17 protein-coding genes and 1 riboswitch are annotated in these 21,608 nt (G+C 73.1%); of the genes, 8 read left to right on the top strand and 9 right to left on the bottom strand.

Translation table 11 applies throughout. The features are described 5' to 3' along the window. Positions 1-91: 91 nt before the first annotated feature. The 6 genes from EKD16_RS11550 to EKD16_RS11525 all read left to right on the top strand — a co-directional run bounded on the left by EKD16_RS11550 (position 92) and on the right by EKD16_RS11525 (position 6,065). Positions 92-916 (top strand): RecB family exonuclease, encoded by an 825-nt coding sequence (locus EKD16_RS11550; RefSeq protein ID WP_131098386.1) that lies wholly within the window; start codon positions 92-94, stop codon positions 914-916. Between the two features lie 129 nt (positions 917-1,045). Further along, the gene (locus EKD16_RS11545; protein ID WP_242677348.1) at positions 1,046-2,347 is read left to right on the top strand and encodes a sensor histidine kinase; all 1,302 of its coding nucleotides are present in this window, start codon (positions 1,046-1,048) and stop codon (positions 2,345-2,347) included. 83 nt (positions 2,348-2,430) lie between these two features. Further along, entirely contained in the window at positions 2,431-3,108 is a 678-nt protein-coding gene (locus tag EKD16_RS11540) for a response regulator (RefSeq protein ID WP_131098385.1), read from the top strand. 279 nt (positions 3,109-3,387) lie between these two features. Further along, positions 3,388-4,812 carry a threonine/serine exporter family protein gene (locus tag EKD16_RS11535; protein WP_131098384.1) on the top strand — a complete coding sequence of 475 codons (1,425 nt, stop codon included), beginning with the start codon at positions 3,388-3,390 and terminating at the stop codon, positions 4,810-4,812. 129 nt (positions 4,813-4,941) lie between these two features. Continuing rightward, complete coding sequence (locus EKD16_RS11530) at positions 4,942-5,652, top strand: endonuclease V (RefSeq protein WP_131102397.1); 711 nt, start codon at positions 4,942-4,944, stop codon at positions 5,650-5,652. 215 nt (positions 5,653-5,867) lie between these two features. Continuing rightward, entirely contained in the window at positions 5,868-6,065 is a 198-nt protein-coding gene (locus EKD16_RS11525; RefSeq protein WP_131098383.1) for a DUF5999 family protein, read from the top strand. Here the strand turns inward: EKD16_RS11525 and EKD16_RS11520 are convergent, their stop codons facing one another. The 4 genes from EKD16_RS11520 to EKD16_RS11505 form a co-directional block, all read right to left on the bottom strand. Further along, a complete protein-coding gene (locus tag EKD16_RS11520; protein WP_131098382.1) occupies positions 6,066-6,671 on the bottom strand; it encodes an alpha/beta hydrolase family protein in 606 nt (201 codons plus the stop codon). It abuts the gene before it with no gap. 62 nt (positions 6,672-6,733) lie between these two features. Next, complete coding sequence (locus EKD16_RS11515) at positions 6,734-7,936, bottom strand: tetratricopeptide repeat protein (RefSeq protein ID WP_131098381.1); 1,203 nt, start codon at positions 7,934-7,936, stop codon at positions 6,734-6,736. A gap of 316 nt (positions 7,937-8,252) precedes the next feature. Further along, the gene (gene gcvP / locus EKD16_RS11510; RefSeq protein ID WP_131098380.1) at positions 8,253-11,159 is read right to left on the bottom strand and encodes an aminomethyl-transferring glycine dehydrogenase; all 2,907 of its coding nucleotides are present in this window, start codon (positions 11,157-11,159) and stop codon (positions 8,253-8,255) included. A 118-nt stretch (positions 11,160-11,277) separates the two neighbouring features. Then, a riboswitch (glycine riboswitch) is annotated at positions 11,278-11,369 on the bottom strand. A 228-nt stretch (positions 11,370-11,597) separates the two neighbouring features. Then, complete coding sequence (locus EKD16_RS11505; protein WP_278248931.1) at positions 11,598-12,194, bottom strand: MerR family transcriptional regulator; 597 nt, start codon at positions 12,192-12,194, stop codon at positions 11,598-11,600. A 643-nt stretch (positions 12,195-12,837) separates the two neighbouring features. On the opposite strand from EKD16_RS11505, the gene EKD16_RS11500 reads away from it, so the two are divergent. Continuing rightward, positions 12,838-14,112 carry an FAD-binding protein gene (locus tag EKD16_RS11500; protein ID WP_131098378.1) on the top strand — a complete coding sequence of 425 codons (1,275 nt, stop codon included), beginning with the start codon at positions 12,838-12,840 and terminating at the stop codon, positions 14,110-14,112. A 52-nt stretch (positions 14,113-14,164) separates the two neighbouring features. Here EKD16_RS11500 and ligD read toward each other — a convergent pair whose 3' ends face one another. Next, positions 14,165-15,079, bottom strand: a complete 915-nt coding sequence (gene ligD / locus EKD16_RS11495; RefSeq protein ID WP_131098377.1) for a non-homologous end-joining DNA ligase — start codon at positions 15,077-15,079, stop codon at positions 14,165-14,167. Positions 15,080-15,186: 107 nt separating this feature from the next. Here ligD and ku point away from each other — a divergent pair, with 107 nt between their 5' ends. Then, on the top strand, positions 15,187-16,296 hold the full coding sequence (ku, locus tag EKD16_RS11490) for a non-homologous end joining protein Ku (protein ID WP_131098376.1): 1,110 nt from the start codon (positions 15,187-15,189) through the stop codon (positions 16,294-16,296). Between the two features lie 30 nt (positions 16,297-16,326). Here the strand turns inward: ku and EKD16_RS11485 are convergent, their stop codons facing one another. The 4 genes from EKD16_RS11485 to EKD16_RS11470 all read right to left on the bottom strand — a co-directional run bounded on the left by EKD16_RS11485 (position 16,327) and on the right by EKD16_RS11470 (position 21,587). Beyond that, positions 16,327-17,274: an ATP-dependent DNA ligase gene (locus EKD16_RS11485; protein WP_131102395.1), complete on the bottom strand. Its 948-nt coding sequence runs from the start codon at positions 17,272-17,274 to the stop codon at positions 16,327-16,329. Positions 17,275-17,435: 161 nt separating this feature from the next. Next, complete coding sequence (locus EKD16_RS11480; RefSeq protein WP_131098375.1) at positions 17,436-17,906, bottom strand: bifunctional nuclease family protein; 471 nt, start codon at positions 17,904-17,906, stop codon at positions 17,436-17,438. A 277-nt stretch (positions 17,907-18,183) separates the two neighbouring features. After that, positions 18,184-18,726 (bottom strand): FHA domain-containing protein, encoded by a 543-nt coding sequence (locus tag EKD16_RS11475; RefSeq protein WP_131098374.1) that lies wholly within the window; start codon positions 18,724-18,726, stop codon positions 18,184-18,186. 362 nt (positions 18,727-19,088) lie between these two features. Beyond that, complete coding sequence (locus tag EKD16_RS11470) at positions 19,089-21,587, bottom strand: mannose-1-phosphate guanyltransferase (RefSeq protein WP_131098373.1); 2,499 nt, start codon at positions 21,585-21,587, stop codon at positions 19,089-19,091. Between the last annotated feature and the right edge of the window lie 21 nt (positions 21,588-21,608).

Raw genomic sequence — 21,608 nt, 5'->3', positions numbered from 1 at the left:
GCCGCCGCCGCGGGCCGCGCGGCCGGGCCGGCCGCGCGGCGCGCTGTGGACTCGCGTGCCGGTCCCCGGCGCGAAAACGTACTGTTGGGGCATGGACTCCCCCGAGGCCGCTCCCCTGGTCCCAGCGCTGTCGCCGTCGCGGGCCGCCGACTTCCTGCAGTGCCCGCTGCTGTTCCGCTTCCGGGTGATCGACCGCCTGCCCGAGCGCCCCAGCGCCGCGGCGCTGCGCGGCACGCTGGTGCACGCGGTGCTGGAACGGCTCTTCGAGCTTCCCGCCGAGACCCGAACGCGCCGCACGGCGCTGTCGCTGCTGGAACCGCAGTGGGAACGGCTGCGCGCCGCCCAACCCGAGACCGCCGCCGAACTGTTCCCCACCGAGGAGGATGCCGCGGCCTGGCTGGCCGAGGCGCGCACGCTGCTGGAACGCTACTTCCACATGGAGCAGCCGCACCGGCTCGAACCGCGCGAGCGCGAACTGCGGCTGGAGGTCACGCTCGAGTCCGGACTGCGGCTGCGGGGCTACGTCGACCGCCTCGACGTCGCCCCCGCCGGTCAGATCCGCATCGTCGACTACAAGACCGGCAAGTCGCCGCGTCCGCGGTTCGAGGACAAGGCCCGGTTCCAGATCTTCTTCTACGGCGTGATGCTGTGGCGGGAGCTGGGCGAGGTCCCCGCCCGGCTGCAGCTGATGTACCTGGGCGACGGCGGGGTGCGCTGGTACGAGCCCACCGAACAGGAACTGCTGGCCGCCGAGTCGGAGATCCTGGGCATCTGGCGCGACATCGAACGCACCGCCCGATCGGGCAGCTGGAATCCGCGGCCCAGCAAACTGTGCGGATGGTGCGACCACCAGGCGCTGTGCCCCGAGTTCGGCGGCACCCCTCCCCCGCTGCCCGCCACCGCCCCGGTGGCGTGACCGCATCGCCGCGCCGCGTTCGGCCGGGAGGCCGCGTGCATCCGGCAGGCCGCGTTCGTCCCGGCGGAGGAGTCGAGATCCACCCGGCGAAGGTCCGCAGGCGGCGCGCGCGCTCCTAACGTTGTCCGGGTGACCACCACACCGGCAGAGTCCGCCCCCGAAGCAGCCCCCGCCGCCGGGACCGCCCACGCGCCGAAGCGCGGCGCGGAGCGCTCGGTGTTCCGGGCCGGGCCCTGGGCGTGGCTGACCGACGCCGGCATCGTCGTCGCGCTGGCGGCCCTCAACAGCGCGCTGGTCACCCTCAGCGAGCAGACTCCGCAACTGGACGCGCTGTGGGGCAACACCACCGCGGGCTACGTCGCCGGCACCCTGCTCGCCCTCACCCTCTTCGCGCGCCGCTACGTGCCGTTCACGGTGCTGATGCTGCTGACCCTCAGCGGGTTGGCCGGCGATTACCTGCACGTGCTGGTGTGGGGCACCGCGAGCCTGGGAATCGCCGCCGGGGCGTACTCGGTGGGCCGCTATCTGCCGCTGACGCGGTCGCTGGCCGGATTGGCGTCAGCGGTGGCGGTCAACATCGCCGCGACCGCGTTGAGCCCGGCCCAGGCGACGGCCGGAGGCGGTGAGCCGTGGTGGATCAATCAGGCGTTCTATCTGGGGTGGATCCTGGCGTCCTGGTGGGTTGGCCGCCTGGTGCGGATGCGCTCCTTCCACATGGTGGAACTGGCTACGCGCGCGGAGCGGCTGGAGCGGGCGCGCGACGCCCACACCCGCGCGGTGCTGGCCGAGGAGCGCAGCCGCATCGCCCGTGAGCTGCACGACGTGGTCGCCCATCACGTCAGCGTGATGACCGTGCAGGCCACGGCCGGGCGCCGGGTGATCGAACGCTCGCCCGACCGGGCGCGCCAGACGCTGGTGGAGATCGAGGAGACCGGCCGCCAGGCGATGTCGGAGATGCGGCGGATCGTGGACGTACTGCGCACCGCCGAGGGCGACGGCGCCGACGCCGACCGCGGCCCGCAACCCGGCCTCGCCGGACTCGACGAGCTGGTGCAGCAGATCCGCGACACCGGAACCCCCGTGGAGCTGCGCGTCGAGGGGACGGCGGCGGAGCTGGCGCCGGGCCTGGATCTGACCCTGTACCGCGTCGTCCAGGAGTCGTTGACCAACGTCCTCAAGCACGCGGGACGGGAGGCCCGCACGGCGGTGTCGGTGCGCTTCGGTGCGCAGGCGGTGGAGGTGAGCGTGACCGACGAAGGGGGCGGCGGGCCGCGCGAAGGGGCTTCGCCCCGGGCCGGCGACGAACCCGGCCACGGCCTGGTGGGGATGCGTGAGCGCGTGGCGCTCTACGGCGGCGAGCTCGACGCCGGGCCGCGCAGCGGCGGCGGGTTCGAAGTGAGCGCCCGGCTGCCCCTTCCCCACCGCGGCTGAGACCACCTGTCCGACCGCCGCCTTCCCGACCGCATCCGGCCGCCGTGGTCGAAGGGGCACGGCCCATCGGTGAGAATCTGATCATGGCAATTCGCGTCCTGCTCGTCGACGACCAGCCGCTGCTGCGTACCGGTTTCCGCCTGATTCTGGAGTCGGAGGAGGACATCTCCGTGGTGGGCGAGGCGGCCGACGGCCTCGCAGCTCTCGCCGACACCCGGCGGCTGCTGCCCGACGTGGTGCTGATGGACATCCGCATGCCGGGCAAGGACGGCATCGACGCCACACGCGAAATCCTGTCGTGGGCCCACCACAGCGGCCGGCAGGTGCGGGTGCTGGTGCTGACGACCTTCGACCTGGACGAGTACGTGGTCGAGGCGCTCAAGGCCGGGGCCAGTGGCTTCCTGCTCAAGGACGTACCGCCGGACGAGCTGGCGGAGGCGATCCGCGTGGTGTCGGAGGGGGCGGCGATCGTCGCGCCGACCGTCACCCGCAGGCTGCTGGACCGCTTCGCCGACAAGCTGCCCTCCGCACGGGAGCGGCCGGCGCCGCAGCTGGACCACCTCACCGAACGCGAGCGCGAGGTCCTCCGGCTGCTCGCGCGGGGTCTGTCCAACGCCGAGATCGCGCGGCGGCTGGTGGTGAGCGAGACCACGGTCAAGACCCATGTCGGCAACGTGCTGACCAAACTGGGGCTGCGCGACCGGGTGCAGGCGGTGGTGCACGCCTACGAGACCGGCATTGTGCGCCCCGGCGAGGATTAGCATCCGCCCGAATGCCCCGCCGATGCACGCGCGCAGCCGGCCGCCGGACGGGCTGCGCCCGGGGGCGGAAGCGCCCACCCTGCGGGGCGTGGACGACACCGCCCGCATCCTCCCGATCATCCCCGCGACCTGCGACCATGGGCGGTGACCGACCTCACCGCATCCGGTTCGGGCGCACCGCCAACCGCCCCCGCAGACCGGGCGTCTCACCCGTGGTCGCGCTCTGCGGGCGGAGCCGACCGCCGCTTCCAGGCTCGAAGGAGGAATCGAGAACCGGCCATGGCCCAGGACCCCCAGTTTCCCGCCTCGCTGAACGAGACCAGCCTGCTGAGCCGATTGCGGGATTGGCGGGCGGCGCGCGAGGCGGAGATGCACTCCGACCTCTTCGACGAGGGCGTCGAGCTGCCCGATCCGCGCGCGCTGGATCTCGTGCTGCGCGTGGGCGAGCTGCTCCTGGCCAGCGGCGAGAGCACCGAGGTCGTCAGCGAGTCGATGCTGAGCCTGTCGGTGGCCTTCGAGCTGCCGCGCTCGGAGGTCTCGGTCACCTTCACCGCCATCACGCTCTCCACCCACCCCGGCGGCGACCACCCGCCGGTCACCGGCGAGCGGGTGGTGCGCCGGCGCACCCTGGACTACTTCCGCGTCAACGAGCTGCACGCCCTGGTGCAGGACGCGGCCCTGGGGGCGGTGGAGCTGGAGGGCGCCATCGCGCGGCTGCGGGCCATCAAGCGGGCGCACCCGCCCTACCCCAACTGGCTCATCGTCACCGGGTTCGGGCTGATCGCCTCCAGCGCCTCCCTGATGGTCGGCGGCCAGCTGCTCGTGGCCGCCGCCGCGTTCCTGGCGACCGTGCTGGGCGACCGCACATCGGCGTTCCTGGCCCGGCGCGGGGTGGCCGAGTTCTACCAGATGACCGCGGCGACGGTGGTGGCCTCCTCGATCGGGGTGCTGCTGCTGTGGGCCAGCGACCAGATGCAACTGGCGCTGCAGGCGGGTGCGGTCATCACCGGCAACATCATGGCGCTGCTGCCCGGGCGGCCGCTGGTGGCGAGCCTGCAGGAGGGCATCAGCGGCAGCTACGTCTCGGCCTCGGCGCGGCTGCTGGAGGTCTTCCTCACGCTCGGCGCGATCATCGCCGGTGTCGGTGCGGTCGCCTACACCGCCGTGCGGCTGGGCGTGGGCGTCAACTTGGAGGACCTGCCCACGCTGGGCACCGACCTGGGTCTGCCGGTGCTGATCGGGTCGGCGGGCATCGCCATGACGTTCGCCGTGTCGCTGACGGTCCCGCCGCGGATGCTGCCGTGGATCGGCGCCATGGGCGTGATGATCTGGGTGATCTACGCGAGTGTGCGCAGTCTGCTGGATGCTCCGCCGATCCTGGGCACCGCCGCCGGCGCCGTGGCCATCGGCGTGGTCGGCCACGTGCTGGCCCGCCGCACGCGGCGCCCCGTGCTGCCCTTCGTCATTCCGGCGATCGCTCCACTGCTGCCCGGAAGCATCCTGTACCGGGGACTGCTGGAGATCACCCTGAACCAGCCCGTGCAGGGACTGCTGAGCCTGTCGGAGGCCGTGGCGATCGGCCTGGGCCTGGGCGCCGGGGTCAGCTTCGGCGGCGAACTGGTCCGCGCCTTCCAACGCGGCGGCCTCGCCGGCGCCGGCCGCCGCACCCGCCCCGCGGCCCGCCGCAGCCGCGGTGCCTACTGAGGCGGTGCCGGGACGGGGAGAGCGGTCGCTTGCTCTCCCCTCGTGCGCCGACGCATGGGCCGGACCGCGGACCCTGGATCAGGTACGGCGCCGAAGACCTAGAGTGGCGCCATGAACGGCGCGATCGGTATGGACGACTCCGAGGGTGGGCCGGCTCGACCGGCCGAGGGGCGCATCGGGGAATGGCCCGGGGATGTCGCGCGGGCCGAGGCGCTGCAACAGCGGTTGGCGCCGCTGGTGCGCGAGGAGCATCTGGACGCCGACGCCGTCTCCCTGGTCGCGGGGCTCGATGTGGCCTATTCGGCCGACGACGACGTGCTGGCGGCGGCCGTCGTCGTACTCGCAGCACCCGACTGGCGCACGGTGGACTCCGCCACCGTCGTAGCGCAGCCGCGCTTCCCCTATGTGCCCGGGCTGTTCGCGTTCCGCGAGGCACCCCCGCTGCTGGAGGCCGTCGCTCGGCTGGAGACGGCTCCCGACGTTCTCGTCTGCGACGGCTTCGGGGTGGCTCACCCGCGCCGCTTCGGGCTGGCCTGCCACGTCGGGCTCGCGTTGGACCGCCCCGTGCTCGGCGTGGGCAAGACCCCGTTCGTCGGCAGCGCGCAGCCGCCCGCCGCCGAGCGCGGCTCCTGGTCCCCGCTGGTCGACGGCGGCGAGGTCGTCGGCCGCTGCCTGCGCACCCGCGCCGGGGTCAAGCCCGTCTACGTATCCGTCGGCCACCGCGTCGACCTGCCCTCGGCCGGGGATCTCGCGCTGCGCCTCGCGCCGCAGTACCGGCTGCCGGAGCCGATCCGCAGCGCGGACCGGCTGTGCCGCGAGCGGCTGGCGGCGGCAGCCTGAAGAACCCCGGTCGGATCCTTCCTGCCGTCGCCCGCCCCCTCCCGCGGGCACGCCACGCGCCCGAGTGAACGAGACCCGGCCGGATCCGGACAATCCGTTGCGGCGCCGGACCATCGCGGGCCGCTTCGGCGTCGAATACCAACAAAACCAGTTGCGCTGTGACTCGCGCCACTAAGCTGCGAGTGCGCAGTTGTTGAGACGACCGGAGGCGCACGATGTGCCGACACCAACCCGAATGCCCCTCCTTCCACGACGTGGACCGCGAAGCGGCCCGCGTCATCGCCGGCCATCCCGAGCAGGGGTGGAGCCTTTTGTGCAACGGCGTCGTGGTTTTCGAGGACACCGGCGAACTGCTGCCCAACGGCGGCGTCATCGCCCCGCACCGCCCCACCGATGTGCGCGCGGTCGCCTGATCAGCCCACGCGCTCGGCGAGCCATTCGGCCACGACCGCGGCCACGGATTCGACGTCCTTGGCCAGGTCGTGGCGTTCACCTTGGCGGACCACGAGCGACGTCGCGTCCGCCGCGTCGGGGACTCCGAAGGGGTCGCGGTCGCCGTTGACGACGAGGGTTGGCACGCCGGCCCCGCGTAGCTCTTGCGCGCGTGAGCGCTCCGGCTTGCCCGGAGGATGCAGCGGGAACGCGAGGGAGACCACCGCCGCCGCGCCCAGTCCGGCCGCCGTCCGGCAGGCCACCCGGGCGCCGTTGCTGCGCCCCGCGAGCACGAGCGGCAGTCCCGCCACCCGCTCGTCGGAGCGGACGGCGCCGATCACGGCCTTCCACGCCTCGTCCTGCGGGCCGGTCGCCGACCCGGGCATCTTTCGGCCCGCGACGCGGTAGGCCTGGGTGATGCGCGCGACGGCGCCGCCGTTCTCCACAGCGGCGCCGCAGACCGCGGCGATGTCGGGGGCGTCCACCCCGCCGCCCGCCCCGTGGGTGATGGCCAGCAGGTAGCGGGGATCACCGGTGGGCGTCTCGATGTCGGCGAGCGCGGGCCCGCGGGGCGTCTCGATCTCCATGGCTCCAACTTAGGGGCCCGCCGTGCGGTGATCGGCACCGCGCGGCGGCTGCGGCGCACGCCTCACTCGGGGTCCGGCCACCCCTCCGGGAGCACGGGCGCATCCGAGCGCGCCGCCAGGCGCAGCCGTTCGCGGAAGTCGTCGTGCAGGGCCCGCCCCCAGACGTATTCGCCGGGCGTGCGCACGGCCTCCTCGACGGCGCGGCGCAGGGCTGTGGCGTCGTGCTCGCCCCGGGCCAGCGGCAGGGCCAGGTGCGTGTACATCTGATTGAGGGCGACGAACAGTTCGCCGGTCAGCATGGGTGCGCTGTTCTGGGCCACCGCCGCCTCCACGTACGGCTCCCACCAGCCCTGCGTGTCCTCCTCGCCCGCGTCCTCCTGCTCGGCCGAGTCGGGATCGGGTGCGAGGAATCCGCGCCGCAGGCGGGTGCGTACCTCGTCGGCCGTGGCCGTGTCGCCGTGGGCGAGTCCGTCGGTCCACACCCGCTCGGCGGCCTCGGCGTCTCCCCGCACCGCGAGCAGGCGGGCCAGGAGTTCCACGGCGCCGCCGGCGACCTCGGGCGCCACCCGGGCGCCGGCCCCCGCCGGCTCGGCGCCGGTCTCCGCCTCGGCCACCACCGTGCCGAACGCGCTTATGGCGTGCTCGACGTGTACCGCCCCCAGCAGCAGCCGCAGCCCCGCGTGCTCCGAGGACTCCAGTCCGCGACGGACGACCGACTCCGCGGCGCCGGACCGTCCGCGGGCCAGCAGCCGGCCGGCGTAGTCGTGGGCGGCCTGGGCGGCGATCTCGGGCGATCCGCTCTCCAGCGCCCGCTGCCAGTGCTCCTGGGCCGAGGCGGTATCGCCGCGCTCCTCGGCCAGGCGCGCCAGGCCGTAGTGGGCGGCCGGGCCGTAGCGGTCGTTGCCGGAGTCCAGCACCTCGCGCCACGCGGCGCCGGCCCGCTCGGCGTCCCCTTCGCCCTCGTAGGACAGCGCCATGTGGTAGGCGGCGCGGGGTGCGAACTCGGGATGGCCGGTGCCGATCGCGGTGCGTGCCGCGGCCCGCGACGCGGCCACCTCACCCATGTCGTGGCGGACCACGGCCAGCCCGAGGGCGGCCAGCGGCAGGTATCTGCGCGAGCCTCCTTCGACCACGCGCTCATAGACCTGGGCCGCCCGGATGAGGTGTCCGCTCTCAGCGAGGTCGCGGGCCTGGTCGCACAGGCTCTTGAACTCGGGCTCGTCTCCCGCGGCGTCGTGGGTGGAGGGTCCGGCAGACGCTGTCATGAGGGCTGCTTTCCACACGGGGGGCGGTGCGGGGCGGCGCCTGCCGCTCCGGCGGTTCCACTGGGAGACTAGCCCGTCGCCGCGGACCCCACAGCCAGGCGCGGCCGGGAGGTCCGCAATCGGGTGGGGCGGCGCTGCGCACCGATCGGGGATGCGGAAACGCCGACCGAAACGCTCACCTTTACGTTGTAGATCACGCCGCGGATTCCGTGAACTCCCAGGGCGGCGAGCCGGGGTCGGCGACGGCCGCCGGCCCCGCTCGTATGCGGGTCCGCACGGCCGTCGCCGACCCCGGGCTGCTGCGCTCCGCGCCGCGCTAGACCTCGAAGGCCTCCGGCGGCGGGCAGGAGCAGACGAGGTTGCGGTCGCCGTAGGCCTGGTCGATCCGGCCCACCGGCGACCAGTACTTGTCGAACCGCAGCTCAGGCACCGGGTAGGCCCCTTCACTGCGCGGATAGGGGTGCTTCCAGTCGTCGGCGGTCAGCGCCTCGGCCGTGTGCGGTGCGTTCTTCAGCGGGTTGTCCTCGGGCGCGTAGGTGCCGTCGGCGACCCGGTCGATCTCGCCGCGGATCGCGATCATCGCGTCGACGAAGCGGTCCAGCTCCTCCAAGTCCTCGCTCTCGGTGGGCTCGACCATCAGCGTGCCCGCCACCGGGAAGGACATCGTGGGGGCGTGGAACCCGTAGTCGATCAGCCGCTTGGAGACGTCCTCGTTGCTGATGCCGGTCTGCTTGGCCAGTCCGCGGATGTCGACGATGCACTCGTGGGCCACCAGGCCGCCCCGCCCGGTGTAGAGCACCGGGTAGTAGGGCTCCAGCCGGCGGGCGACGTAGTTGGCGCTCAGCACCGCCGCCTCGGTGGCCGCACGCAGACCCTCCTCGCCCATCATGCGGATGTAGGCCCAGGAGATCTGCAGGATTCCCGCCGAGCCGAACGGCGCCGAGGAGACCGGCCCCACCCCCGTGTAGGGCCCCGCCTCGGGCTGGCTGGGGTGGTTGGGCAGGTAGCCGGCCAGGTGCGAGCGCGCCGCCACCGGCCCCACGCCCGGTCCGCCGCCGCCGTGCGGGATGCAGAAGGTCTTGTGCAGGTTCAGGTGGCTGACGTCGGCGCCGAACTCGCCCGGCTTGGCCCAGCCCAGCAGCGCGTTCAGGTTGGCGCCGTCGACGTAGACCTGTCCCCCGGCCTCGTGCACCAGGCGGCAGACCTCGGTGACGGTGTCCTCGTAGACCCCGTGCGTGGAAGGATAGGTGATCATGATCGCGGCCAGGTCGCCGGAATGCTGGGCGGTCTTGGCGCGCAGGTCCTCCAGGTCGATGTTGCCGCCGTCGTCGCAGGCGACGACCTTGACCCGCATCCCGGCCATGATCGCGCTGGCCGCGTTGGTGCCGTGGGCGGAACTGGGGATGAGGCAGACGTCGCGTCCCTCGTCGCCGCGGCCGCGGTGGTAGCCGCGGATGGCGAGCAGACCGGCCAGCTCACCCTGGGAGCCGGCGTTGGGCTGCAGCGAGACCGCGTCGTAGCCGGTGATCTCGGCCAGCCAGCGCTCCAGGTCGCGCACGATGCGCACACTGCCCGCCGCCTGGTCCAGCGGCGCGAACGGGTGCAGCCGGGCGAACTCCGGCCAGGTCACCGACTCCATCTCGGCCGTGGCGTTGAGCTTCATGGTGCACGAGCCCAGCGGGATCATGCTGCGGTCCAGCGCCAGGTCCTTGTCGGCGAGCCGGCGCATGTAGCGCAGCAGCGAGGTCTCGCTGCGGTGCGCGGAGAAGACGGGGTGGCCCAGGTAGTCCACGCCGCGGTGCAGTTCGCCCGGCAGCGCCTGGGGGACGGCCCGCCCGCCTTCGGCCGCCCCCGCGACCGGGCTGCCGGTGAAGGCGGCGACGACCTCCTCCAGGTGGGCGGTCGTGGTGGCCTCGTCGCAGCTCAGGCCCACGGTGTCGGCGTCGGCGGCCAGCAGGTTGACCCCGCGCTCGGCCGCCGCGGCGACCACCGCCGACGCGCCGCCGCGCACCCGCACCCGCAGCGTGTCGAAGAACGCGTCGTGGACGACCTCGCACCCGGCGGCGCGCAGGCGGGCGGCCAGGTCGACGGCGTGGCCGTGCACCCGCTCGGCGATCGCCCGCAGCCCGTGCGGGCCGTGGTAGACGGCGTACATCCCGGCCATGACCGCCAGCAGCACCTGGGCGGTGCAGATGTTGCTGGTGGCCTTCTCGCGGCGGATGTGCTGCTCGCGGGTCTGCAGCGCGAGCCGGTAGGCGGGCTTTCCGGCGTTGTCGACCGAGACGCCCACCAGGCGCCCCGGCAGCTGGCGCTGCAGTCCCTCGCGCAGCGACATGTAGCCGGCGTGGGGGCCGCCGAAGCCCATGGGGACGCCGAAGCGCTGAGTCGAGCCGACGGCGATGTCGGCGCCCATCGCGCCTGGGCTCTGCAGCATGGTCAGCGCCAGGATGTCGGCGGCGACCACGGCGAGTGCCCCGCGCTCGTGGGTCTCGGCGATGACGGCACGCGGATCGCGCACGGCGCCGGAGGCGGCGGGGTACTGCACCAGAACGCCGAAGGCGTCGGTGTCGGGCAGCCCCTCGGAGAGGTCGGCCACCACCACGTCGATGCCCAGCGGCTCGGCGCGGGTGCGCAGCACCGACAGGGTCTGCGGGAAGACGTCGGAGTCGACGATGAACGCGTCGCCGTTGCCGCGGGTGGCGCGGCGCGCCAGCGTCATCGCCTCGGCGGCCGCCGTGGCCTCGTCGAGCAGGGACGCGCCGGAGACCGCCAGGCCCGTCAGGTCCGAGACCATCGTCTGGAAGTTCAGCAGCGCCTCCAGGCGCCCCTGGGAGATCTCCGGCTGGTAAGGGGTGTAGGCCGTGTACCAGGCCGGGTTCTCCAGGATGTTGCGCTGGATGACCGGCGGGGTGATGGTGTCGTAGTAGCCCTGGCCGATCATCGAGGTCAGCACCCGGTTGCGGTCGGCCAGTTCGCGCAGCTCGGCCAGCGCCTCGGTCTCACCGGCGGGCGCGGGCAGCTCCAGCGGCGCCCACTGCCCCGGGCTGCTGAGGATGCGCTCCGGCAGCGCCGCGGTCATCAGTTCGGCGGTACTGCCGTGGCCGACCGCCTTGAGCATCTGGGTGAGCTCGGCCGGGTCGGGGCCGATGTGCCGATCGGCGAAGCCGCGGGCCGCAGCGGCGCCGGCGTCCGGCCCTCGGTCACGGGTTGGCTGCTCCGTCATGGAGACCTCCTGGTCGCTGTGCCGCTTTCGCGGCTGCTCCTGTCTGGTCTCCCCCTCTGTCGCTCACGGCCGCGATGGCCGAGGCGCAGGCACGTCTCGCCTACCGCTCCAGAGTGGCCTCCTCCACGCGGTCCTTGGTGCCTGAGAGGTTACTGGGGAGTGTTGCCCCGTCGGCGCCCCGTTGGATGGGGTCTCTCCCGCGTGGTATCGACGGCCGGATCGTCGTTGGTGTCGACTCGCTGTTCAGATGTGAGTGGCCATTATCTACGGCGCGCACGCGTGCGCCTCCGCCGGGGTCCGTCGGCTTGCGATCGAACCCGGCGCGCCTCCCGACGTTACTGGATCCGACCGCGTTCGTGGAGTGGCCGCGTGGGGGCGCGGCCCACACGCCGCCGCGGCCTGCGGAGTCGCCGGGCGGTCCGTGCACGGTTTCCGGTGTCAGCCGGTCTTGCGCTCGCGGCGCCGCCGTGCCAACTCGTCGGCGGGACGGGGCTGCGGGCTGAGCGAGCCGTTCAGCCGCTCGCCGGGGAAGTCGTCGAGGGCGCCTTCGAGCTCGCGCCACACCCGGCCCAAGGCGATCCCGAACACGCCCTGGCCGCCCTGCATGAGGTCGACGACCTCGTCGGGCGAGGTGCACTCGTAGACGCTGACTCCGTCGCTCATCAAGGTGACCTGGGCGAGATCGGCGGTGCCGCGGTAGCGCAGGTGGTCCACCGCCGGGCGGATCTGCTGGAGGGAGATGCCGGTGTCCAGCAGCCGCTTGACGACCTTGAGCAGCAGGACGTCCCGGAAGTCGTACAGCGGGGGTTCGCCGTCCTCAGGCCGCACGCTCGGGCCGACCAGCCCGGTGCGGGCCCAGTAGTCGAGTTGCCGATAGGTGATTCCGGCGGCCGCACACGCCGTGGGGCCGCGATAACCGACGTCCATAGGCAGCGCCACCACGTCCTTGTCGCACAGCAGGCCCTGCTCCCCAGCTCGCCGTATTGCCGTATTCCTGAGAGCGGAGGTTTGCTGCTCACCGCTAGTAACCGCCACGCCGAACCTCCGGCTTCTCGGCCCACGGCGGTTTGACAGGGGGCATGAAGGGTGCGCCGCGGGTTCCTTCGACATTGAAGGTAAGCCGGTCGCATGGACAGCGTCAACGACACCCATCGGCGCGTCGCGGAACCTCTTCGGCAGCTTCGCCGCTGGCGCACCGCGCATCCGCAAGCATAGCCGCAGATCCGCCCGCGGCCCACTCGGACACCCTCGCGACCTGCACCGGAACCGGCACAACGGTGGGCGCGCCGCCGCGGCTGCGCCGCCTAGCGGCACCGAACCGGCGGCGACACGCACGGCCCGGCCGCGGCGCGCCGCCGCGGTGTGGAAACCGTTGCGCCTACCGGCGGCGGGCCGGCGGGCGAACGGGGGCCACACCCCCGCCGGCCCCACCAGGCCCGACCGCCGATCCGAATCCCGTGCAGCGGCCGCACGCTGCGTGGCGGCACATGCCCGAGCCGCTCGCGCCCGGCGCGGCGCCGCTTCCACGCGCGCGCCGCGCTTGGAAAGCGCCTGCCGCCGCACGACCTGCGCGGAAGGGGGACGCGCCCGGACCGGTCGACCACCGCGTCTGGTATCCCTGTTGCTGCCCGGCGGGCGGCCGACGCCCGCTTACTCCACCCCCGGGAAGGGGCTCCAGGTGAACCGGCGCACCACGAACTGGGCGGGGAACATCGGCTTCGGCGCCGAACGCGTCCACCGCCCCGCCTCCGTCGCCCAGCTGCAGGCCGTCGTCGCCCGCGCCGAGCGGGCACGCGCGCTGGGCAGCGGCCACTCCTTCAACACCGTCGCCGACACCCCCGGCGATCTGGTCTCGCTGGCCGACCTGCCGCGCACCATGGAGCTGGACACCGCATCGCAGACGGTCCAGGTGGGCGCGGGCGTGCGCTACGCCGAACTCGCGCAGTGGCTGCAGGAGCGCGGGCGCGCGCTGCACAACCTCGGTTCGCTGCCGCACATCTCGGTCGCCGGCTCGGTCGCGACCGCCACCCACGGCTCCGGCGACGCCAACGGCAACCTCGCCACCGCCGTCGACGCCCTGGAGCTGGTGACCGCCGAGGGCGACCTGGTCGCGCTCAGCCGCGCCGAGTGCGGCGCCGAGTTCGACGGCATGGTGGTGGCGCTGGGCGCCCTGGGCGTCGTGACCGCGATGACGCTGCGCACGCGGCCCGACTTCGACGTCAGCCAGCGCGTCTACGAGGGCTTGGAGCTGGACGCGGCCGCCGAGCACTTCGACGCGATCGCCGGCGCGGCCTACAGCGTCAGCCTGTTCACCCGCTGGCGCGAGCCCGTGATCGACCAGGTGTGGGTCAAGCACCGCGTGGGCGACCCCGCGCCCGAGGGGACCGGGTCCGGGTTCTTCGGCGCGCGGCCGGCCCGCGCGGCCCGCCACCCCGTGCCAGAGATGGCCGCCGAGCACTGCACCGAGCAGCTGGGCGTGGCCGGCCCCTGGTCCGAGCGCCTGCCGCACTTCCGCCCCGGCTCCCCGCCCAGCAGCGACGGCGACGAACTGCAGGCCGAGTACCTGCTGCCGCGCCGGAACGCCGTGGCGGCGCTGCGGGCCCTGGAGCCCCTGCGCGCCGACCTCGCCCGGGTGCTGCAGATCAACGAGATCCGCACGATCGCCGCGGACGAGCTGTGGCTGAGTCCGAGCTACCGGCAGGACACCGTCGGCTTCCACTTCACCCTGGTGCCCGACACGGCCGCCGTGCTGCCGGTGCTGGCGCGCGTCGAGGAACGCCTGGCTCCCTTGGGTTCGGTGCCGCACTGGGGCAAGCTGTTCACCGCCGAGCCCGGTGCGCTGCGCGGCCGCTACAGCCGCATGGCCGACTTCGCGGGCCTGGCCCGCCGCTACGACCCGCGGGGCAAGTTCGCCAACGACTTCCTGGCGGCCCATGTCTTCGGCGCTGACTGACGCGGGGGCGCGCGGCCAGGCGGCACCGGTCCGCCGGCGGGGCAGGGACGGCTCAGCCGACGTCCAGGCGTTCGATGGCGCGGCGCGGCGATCGGGCGTGGCGCGCCATGTCGCGCCAGGGCTCGGCACCGGCGCGGTCGCCGAAGGTGCGCACCGTCCACGTCCGCGCCGAGTCCACCCGCTCCAGCTCCTCCCATGAAAGCGGGGTCGCCACCGGAGCGCCGGGCAGGGCCCGTACCGAGTAGGGCGCGACCGCCAGCTGGGCGTAGCCGTTGCGCAGGTAGTCCAGGAACAGCCGCTCGCCGCGGCGCCGCTTGCGGAAGACGGTGGTCAGCTCGTCGGGGCGGCGGCGCGCGGTCAGCTCGGCGATGACATGGGCGAAGTCGCGTGCCTGGGCCGCGTCGATCTCGGGGCGGATGGGCGCCACCACGTGCAGGCCGCGGGAACCGGTCGTCATGACGAACGCGGCCAGCCCCAGCCCTTCCAGCACCTCGCGGACGTCGGCGGCGGCGCGGCGCACGGCCGCGAAGTCGTCGCCGGGCGGGTCGAGGTCGATGATCAGCCGGTCGGGGGTGTGCAGCCGTCCGGTCCTGCTCAGCCACGGGTGCAGGGTGATGGCGGCCTGGTCGGCGAGCCAGACCAGGGTCGCGGCGTCGTCGCAGACGAGCATCTCGGTGGCCGAGTCGCCGTCGCGGCTGGGCACCCGCACCGCACCGGCCCACACAGGGGCGTGGGAGGGCCGGTTCTTGACGTAGAACCCGCCTGCGGGATCGCCGATGCCGTGCGGGTAGCGCTGCAGCGCCAGGGGGCGCCCGCGCAGGTGCCGCAGCATGGGCTCGGCGACCGCTCGGTAGTGGTCGGCGAGTTCGAGCTTGGTGGGCCCGCCCGGCTCGAACAGCTCCTTGCCGGGGCGGCTGATGCGCACCCGGTGCCGGCCCACCCGCCGCTCCTGCGCGTCGGCGTTCACGTCGCCACCCCCGCCGCTTCCGTACTTGCGTCTTTACCCGCGCGCTGCGGCGTTTTACCTGCTGACGGGCAGTATGGGAGGTAGGTCTGAGCGGAAGGAGGCAGACGATGGCCTCTCCGGTGTGGAAGGGGACGCTGACGTTCGGGCTGGTGAGCCTGCCGGTCCGGCTGTTCAGCGCCCGCGAGCGCCACGGCACGCGGTTCCACCAGTTCCAGCGCGGCACCTCCGACCGCATCCGCTACCGGCGGGTGAACGAGCGCACCGGCAAAGAGGTGGACTCCTCCGAGATCGTCCGCGGCACCAAGGCCGACCCCTCCGCGGGCGGCGGCGATGAGTACATCATCGTCGAGCCCTCCGAGCTGGAGGAGATCGCACCGGGGCGCTCCAGCTCGCTGGAGATCGGCGCGTTCGTCCCCGCCGGCGAGGTGGAGGCGCTCTGGTACGACTCCGCCTACTACGTCGCGCCGGACTCCAAGGGCTCGGCCAAGCCCTACCGGCTGCTGTGCCGGGCTCTGGAGCGTTCGCAGCGGCTGGGGCTGACCACGCTGGTCATGCGCGAGCGCCAGCACCTGGCGGTCATCGGCCCGCAGAACGGCGTCCTGACGCTGAGCACCCTGTGGTGGGCCGACGAGATCCGCGACCCCGAGGAGACGCTGCCCAACATCCCGGCGGCGGATTTGGGTGAGCGCGACCTGGAGCTGGCCGAGCAGCTGATCGGCGCGATGGCCGACGAGTGGACGCCCGAAGAGTACGGCGACGACTACCAGCAGCGCATCGACGAGCTGGTCCGGGCCAAGAGTACGGGCGAGCGGGTGCGCTATGCCGAGGAGGGGCCGCCGCCGGAGACCAACGTGGTGGAGCTCACCGAGGCGCTGCGGGCCAGCCTGCGCTCCGGGGAGGAAGGCGCGGGCGCCGCCTCCGGCGGGACGGGCGGCAGGCGGGGCGCGAAGACCGGCAACGGAGGCGGCCGCTCCGCGAAGACCGGCGGCGCGAAAACCGGCGGCGGTTCGGGCGGCGGGCGAGGCGGCGCGCGGGGCCGCGGCGGCACCGCGGCCCCCGAACAGCGCGAGGCGCCGGTGGCGGAGCTGTCCAAGCGGGAGCTGGCGCGCCTGGCAACCGAACTCGGCATCGCGGGCCGGTCCAAGATGTCGCGCGCCGAACTGGAGGAGGCCGTCGAGCGCGCCCGCGCGGGCGGCTCGGCCCGGTCGGCGTCCTAGCCGGGAACCGGCGCGCATCCCGGGCCGCCCTCAACCCTCGATGGCCAGGTCGGGGGGCACGTCGGCGGGTTGCCGGTCGGGGCGGGCGCGCACGTAGCCCACGCGGTGGCGCCAGCGGCCCGAGGCGGTCGCCGCGTCCGGCGTGATCTCCACGACGACCTCGGGCACCACCCGCGCGTACTCCTGCGCCGAGCCCCAGCGCGAAGGCAGCCGCTCGGGCCAGGGGTGGTCGCCGGCCGAGGGGCGCAGCAGCGCCCCCACCTCGCCGCGCCGGCCGGGCTCCAGCTCGCCGGTGCGGCCCACCACGCGCAGCGCCCCCGTCTGCGAGTCGCGTCGGCCCACGATGAGCTCGCGCGGTTTCGCGGGCGCGCCGATCACCCCGCCGACGATCGCCTCGGTGGTGACGCGCCGCTTGTACTTCAGCCAGTCGCGCCGGCCGGGGCGGTAGCGGCCGCGCCCGTCCTTGACGACCAGGCCCTCCACTCCCACGCGCCACATCTGGTCGTACCACTGGCGGGCGACGCCTGGGGCGCTGGTCTGCCAGCCGAGCATCAGCGCCGGCTGGGTGCTGCGGCGCATCAGCTCCTCCAGCCGCGCGCGGCGCTCGTCGAGAGCGGCGGCGACAACCTCGGCGCCGTCGGCGCGCAGCAGGTCGAAGACGATGTAGTGGCAGGGCTCGCTGCGGGCGAGCCGCCGCGCCGCCTGGGGGCCCGCGTGGCCGCGCCGCTGCAGGGCGGCGAAATCGAGACGGCCCTGGGGAGACCAGCGCACGATCTCGCCGTCGACGGCGGTGCCCTCGGGCAGCGCCGACTCCAGCGCCGCGGCGACGTCGCGGAAGGCGGACTGCAACGGGCGCCCCGAGCGCGAGGTGAGGCTCACCGCCCCCTCGCGGCCGGCTAGCGCGCGGTAGCCGTCCCACTTGGGCTCATAGCGCCAGTGCGGGCCCTCGGGCAGCGTGTGCACGGTACGGGCGAGCATCGGTTCCACGCAGCGACACTGCCCGCCCGGCCCCCGGCGCAGTGGCCCGCTGTACGATCATGGGCCGATGTTGACCCGGCGTTGGATCCGGCGACCGGCTCACGCACACAACCGCCGCCCCCGTCCCGCAGGCGGGGCGGGGGCGGCGGATAGCGGTGTGCTCAGGTGGTGCGCCCGAAGTCCTCCGGCGAGATCTGGTCCAGGAACTCGCGAAACTTTTCGACCTCGTCCTCCTGCTCGTCGGGGATGGGCACCCCGGCCTCCTCCACGACGTCCTCGTGGGCGTAGATGGGCGCACCGGTGCGCAGGGCCAGCGCGATGGAGTCCGAGGGCCGGGCGCTGACCTCGACCCCGTTGGAGAACACCAGCTCGGCGTAGAAGATGCCGTCGCTCAGCGAGGTGATGTTGACCGTGCTCAGACCGGCGTCGAGCGCGTCGAGCACATCGCGGAATAGATCATGGGTGAGCGGGCGGGCAGGCATGACGCCCTGCTGCGCCAGGGCGATCGCCGTGGCCTCGACCGCACCGATCCAGATGGGCAGATAGCGCTCGCCGTCGGCTTCCTTGAGCAGGACGATCGGCTGGTTCGAGGGCATCTCCACTCGGACGCCGACAACCTCCATGTGCTTCACTGCGGCTCCGTCCCACGACTCGTCGTGCCGGAGGGGCACCCGCCTAAGGTGTGCTCTGCTCCGTCTTCTTCACGGTACACCGCCACGCCGACAGGCGTCCGAGGCAGGTCCGGACCCTGTGCTGCCCGGATCGGTCTCCGGCAACCTTCCCCGATGCCGCATTCGGGCGACATGACCGCGATATCGCCGATCGCGCCATCGGTGGCGGTCTTCCCTACAAGGCTCTCCGGTCGGGCCGGGGCGCAAACCTGATCCGGGCGCCGGGAGGCGGGGAGCCTCAGCGGCGCGGCTTGGTGAGCAGGACCAGGCGGAACTTGCCGATCTGCACCTCGTCGCCGCCCCCGAGCTCGGCCTCGTCTATGCGTTCGCGGTTGACGTAGGTGCCGTTGAGGCTGCCGACGTCGCGCACCCCGAAACCGTTGCCGCGCCGGAAGAACTCCACGTGGCGCCGCGAGACGGTGACGTCGTCGAGGAAGATGTCGCTGTTGGGGTGTCGGCCGACGGTGGTGACGTCGCTGTCGAGCAGGAAGCGGCTGCCGGCGTTGGGGCCCCGCTTGACCACGAGCAGCGCCGTGCCGGCGGGCAGGGCGTCCACGTTGGTGGGCTCGCCGGGCAGGTCCTCGCCCTCGGCCTCGGCCTCCAGCGCCTGGATGCCGGAGATGGAGATGGTGGAGGTGGTCTCACCGACGGAGTCGCGGCTGCCACCGGTGGCCGGGGCGGCATCCTGCCCGGCGGTACGGATGGGGGAACCGCAGTTGGAGCAGAAGCGGGCATCATCCGCAACGGCGTGACCGCACTGCGTGCAGTAAACGCTCGACATAGGTCGGCTCGGCCTCCTACCGCACGGGGCGGTGCTTGATTCGGTGGTGGTTCTTCGCGCCTGAGTGCGCGGGAGTACCCGCACTCACTGGAGAAAACGGGGCAGACCGGCGTGGTGTTCCTCCGGCTCACCTCGGATTCTTACATGGTGTCATCCTCTGCCCTCCGCTGCTGTGCACACGTTCCGCGCCCCGCCCGGCGAAGTCCGCGACGCGCGGGAAAGCCCGCAGGTAGGGAACACTCGACTTTAAACCATATCGGCGCCGCGCAGTCGGCGCCGACGTCCGCGCCCGCTTTCGCGGGCGGCCGGAGTCGGCCGCCCGCGAAAGCGGAAAGCGGCGCCGGAGACGGCGGCCGCGGGGCTCAGCCTTCGGCCTGCTCGACGACCGCGGCCCACTCGTCCAGCAGCCGCTGGGCGGTGTCGGAGTCGGCGCCCTCCGCCCACAGGTGGGTCACCGCCTCGGAGGTGTCGGGCAGGATCAGCACCCAGGCGCCGTCGGGCTCGACCACCCGCACACCGTCGGTGGTGTCGACCTCGCGGCCCTCGGACTCCTCCACGACCGCGCGCATCACGCTGCCCTTGACCGCCCATGGGGTGGGCACGGAGCGGCGCAGCAGGTGCGCCTGCGGGATGCGGCTGTCGATCTCGCTCAGCGAGAGCCGGGTGCGCGCCACGAGTCCCAGCAGCCGCACGAACGCGGCGATGCCGTCGCTGGTGCGGGAGAACTCCGGGACGACGTAGCCGCCGCGGCCGTCGGAGGCGAAGACGATGTCGTCGGCCTGGGCGGCCTTGGCGAGCTCGTCGGGGGCGGTGGGGGTCCACTCGACCTCGGCCCCGTGGTACCCGGCCACCTGCCCGGCCACCCGAGTGGTGGTCACCGGTAGCGCGATCCGCCCGCCCTGGCGCTCGGCGGCGACGAGGTCGAGGATCACCAGCAGGGCGCGGTCGTTGTCGACCACCCGGCCGTTCTCGTCGACCAGCGAGAGCCGCTCGGCGACCGGGTCGAACCGCACGCCGAAGTCGGCGCGCGAGGACGAGACCAGCTCGCCCAGGTGCTGCAGGTCGCGCATCTGCTTGGCCAGGGTGTCGGTGGGCGAGGCCTCGTCGAGGCGGTTGTTGACCGTGAGCACCTCGACCCCGATCCGCCCCAGCAGCGAGGGCAGGATCAGTGCGCCCGTGCCGCCGGCGCAGTCGACCACGACCTTCAGCCCGGCTTCGCCGACCCCGGAGGTGTCGACGGTGCGCAGCAGCTCGTGGGCGTAGTTCTCGACACCGCGCGAGGGGAAGGTCAGCTCGGCGATCTCACCGGGGAACGCGCGGCGGTACTCGGCGCGGGAGAACACCCGCTCCAGCTTGCGCTGCGCCCCCGGCGACAGGTCGGCCCCGCGCTCGTCGAAGAACATGATGTCTACCGACTGCGGGTCGCCGGGCGACGTGCGCAGGCTGATCCCGCCGGCCACCCCGCTCTGGGAGGTGTGGAACCGCGCGACCGGAAGCGGCACCACCTCCAGGTCCCGCACGTCGATGGCGCTGGCCGTGAGCGCGCTGATGACCGCGCGCTTGAGCGCCCGCGCCGCGCGGGAGACGTCGCGCGAGGTGGTCACCACCGAGCCCTTCTTCAGCCGGGTAGCGAACGCGCTCGCCAGCCGCACCGCCAGTTCGGGGGTGATCTCGACGTTGATCAGCCCGGAGACCCCGCGTTGGCCGAACAGCGACCGCTGGCCGCGGGACTCCCAGATGACGTTGTCGTTGACGACCGCGCCGGCCTCGATCGTCTTGAAGGGGTAGACCTTGACGTCGTTGGAGAGGTACGCCTCGGACTCGACGACGCATTCCTCGCCGACGATCGCCCCCTCCTCGACCCGGGCGCCGGACATGACGTCGGTGTTCTTGCCGATGACGCAGCCGCGCAGGTTCGTGCTGGAGCCGATGTAGACGTTGTCGTGCACGACCGAGCGGTGCACGAACGCCTCGGAGCGCACCACGACGTTGCTGCCGAGCACGGTGAACTCGCGCAGCTCGGCCCCCGCCTCGACCTTGGCGTAGTCGCCGATGTAGAGGGGCCCCTTGAGCACGGCCTCGGGGTCGACCTCGGCGCCCTCGGCCATCCACACGCCGGGCGAGACCTCGAAACCGTCGATCTCGACGTCGACCTTGCCGGAGAGCACGTCGGCCTGGGCGCGGAGATAGCTCTCGCTGGTGCCCACGTCCTCCCAGTAGCCGTCGGCGACATATCCGTAGAGGGGTTCGCCGTCCTTGAGCAGCTTCGGGAACACGTCGCCGGACCAGTCGACGACCTCGCCCTCGGCGACCTCGTCGAGGACCTCGGGTTCCATGATGTAGATGCCGGTGTTGACGGTGTCGGAGAAGACCTGTCCCCAGGTCGGCTTCTCCAGGAACCGCTGCACCCGCCCTTGCTCGTCGACGATGATGATGCCGAACTCCAGCGGGTTCTCCACCCGCTTGAGCCCGATCGTGACCTTGGCGCCGTTCTCGCGGTGGAAGCGCACCATGTCCCCGAGGTCGATGTCGGTCAGCGCGTCGCCGGAGACGACGATGAACGGCTCACCGCGCAGGTGCTCCGCGGCGTTCTTGACGCTGCCGGCGGTGCCCAGGGGCACCTCCTCGGCGACGTAGTGCAGGTTCATGCCCAGTTCCTCGCCGTCGCCGAAGTAGTTGCGGATCAGCGTGGCCAGGAACTGGACGGTCACAACGGTGTCGTCGAATCCGTGCCGCTTGAGCAGCCGCAGGACGTGCTCCATGATGGGGCGGTTGACGACGGGCAGGAGTGGCTTGGGCTGGTTGGCGGTCATCGGGCGGAGGCGCGTACCTTCCCCTCCGGCCATGACTACGGCCTTCATCGGGGCCACCCCCCGACCCCG

Source organism: Streptomonospora litoralis (assembly GCF_004323735.1).
In the GTDB taxonomy this organism is placed as follows: Bacteria; Actinomycetota; Actinomycetes; order Streptosporangiales; family Streptosporangiaceae; genus Streptomonospora; species Streptomonospora litoralis.
This window is presented reverse-complemented; position numbering and strand designations above follow the sequence as displayed.

What these genes read in the sequence shown, in the direction of transcription:
- EKD16_RS11520 (WP_131098382.1), bottom strand. Translation starts at nt 6,671, where the DNA reads ATGGAGATCGAGACGCCCCGCGGGCCCGCGCTCGCCGACATCGAGACG.
- EKD16_RS11525 (WP_131098383.1), top strand. Translation starts at nt 5,868, where the DNA reads ATGTGCCGACACCAACCCGAATGCCCCTCCTTCCACGACGTGGACCGC.
- EKD16_RS11515 (WP_131098381.1), bottom strand. Translation starts at nt 7,936, where the DNA reads ATGACAGCGTCTGCCGGACCCTCCACCCACGACGCCGCGGGAGACGAG.
- ku (WP_131098376.1), top strand. Translation starts at nt 15,187, where the DNA reads ATGGCCTCTCCGGTGTGGAAGGGGACGCTGACGTTCGGGCTGGTGAGC.
- EKD16_RS11535 (WP_131098384.1), top strand. Translation starts at nt 3,388, where the DNA reads ATGGCCCAGGACCCCCAGTTTCCCGCCTCGCTGAACGAGACCAGCCTG.
- EKD16_RS11540 (WP_131098385.1), top strand. Translation starts at nt 2,431, where the DNA reads ATGGCAATTCGCGTCCTGCTCGTCGACGACCAGCCGCTGCTGCGTACC.
- gcvP (WP_131098380.1), bottom strand. Translation starts at nt 11,159, where the DNA reads ATGACGGAGCAGCCAACCCGTGACCGAGGGCCGGACGCCGGCGCCGCT.
- EKD16_RS11470 (WP_131098373.1), bottom strand. Translation starts at nt 21,587, where the DNA reads ATGAAGGCCGTAGTCATGGCCGGAGGGGAAGGTACGCGCCTCCGCCCG.
- EKD16_RS11475 (WP_131098374.1), bottom strand. Translation starts at nt 18,726, where the DNA reads ATGTCGAGCGTTTACTGCACGCAGTGCGGTCACGCCGTTGCGGATGAT.
- EKD16_RS11550 (WP_131098386.1), top strand. Translation starts at nt 92, where the DNA reads ATGGACTCCCCCGAGGCCGCTCCCCTGGTCCCAGCGCTGTCGCCGTCG.
- EKD16_RS11485 (WP_131102395.1), bottom strand. Translation starts at nt 17,274, where the DNA reads ATGCTCGCCCGTACCGTGCACACGCTGCCCGAGGGCCCGCACTGGCGC.
- EKD16_RS11530 (WP_131102397.1), top strand. Translation starts at nt 4,942, where the DNA reads ATGGACGACTCCGAGGGTGGGCCGGCTCGACCGGCCGAGGGGCGCATC.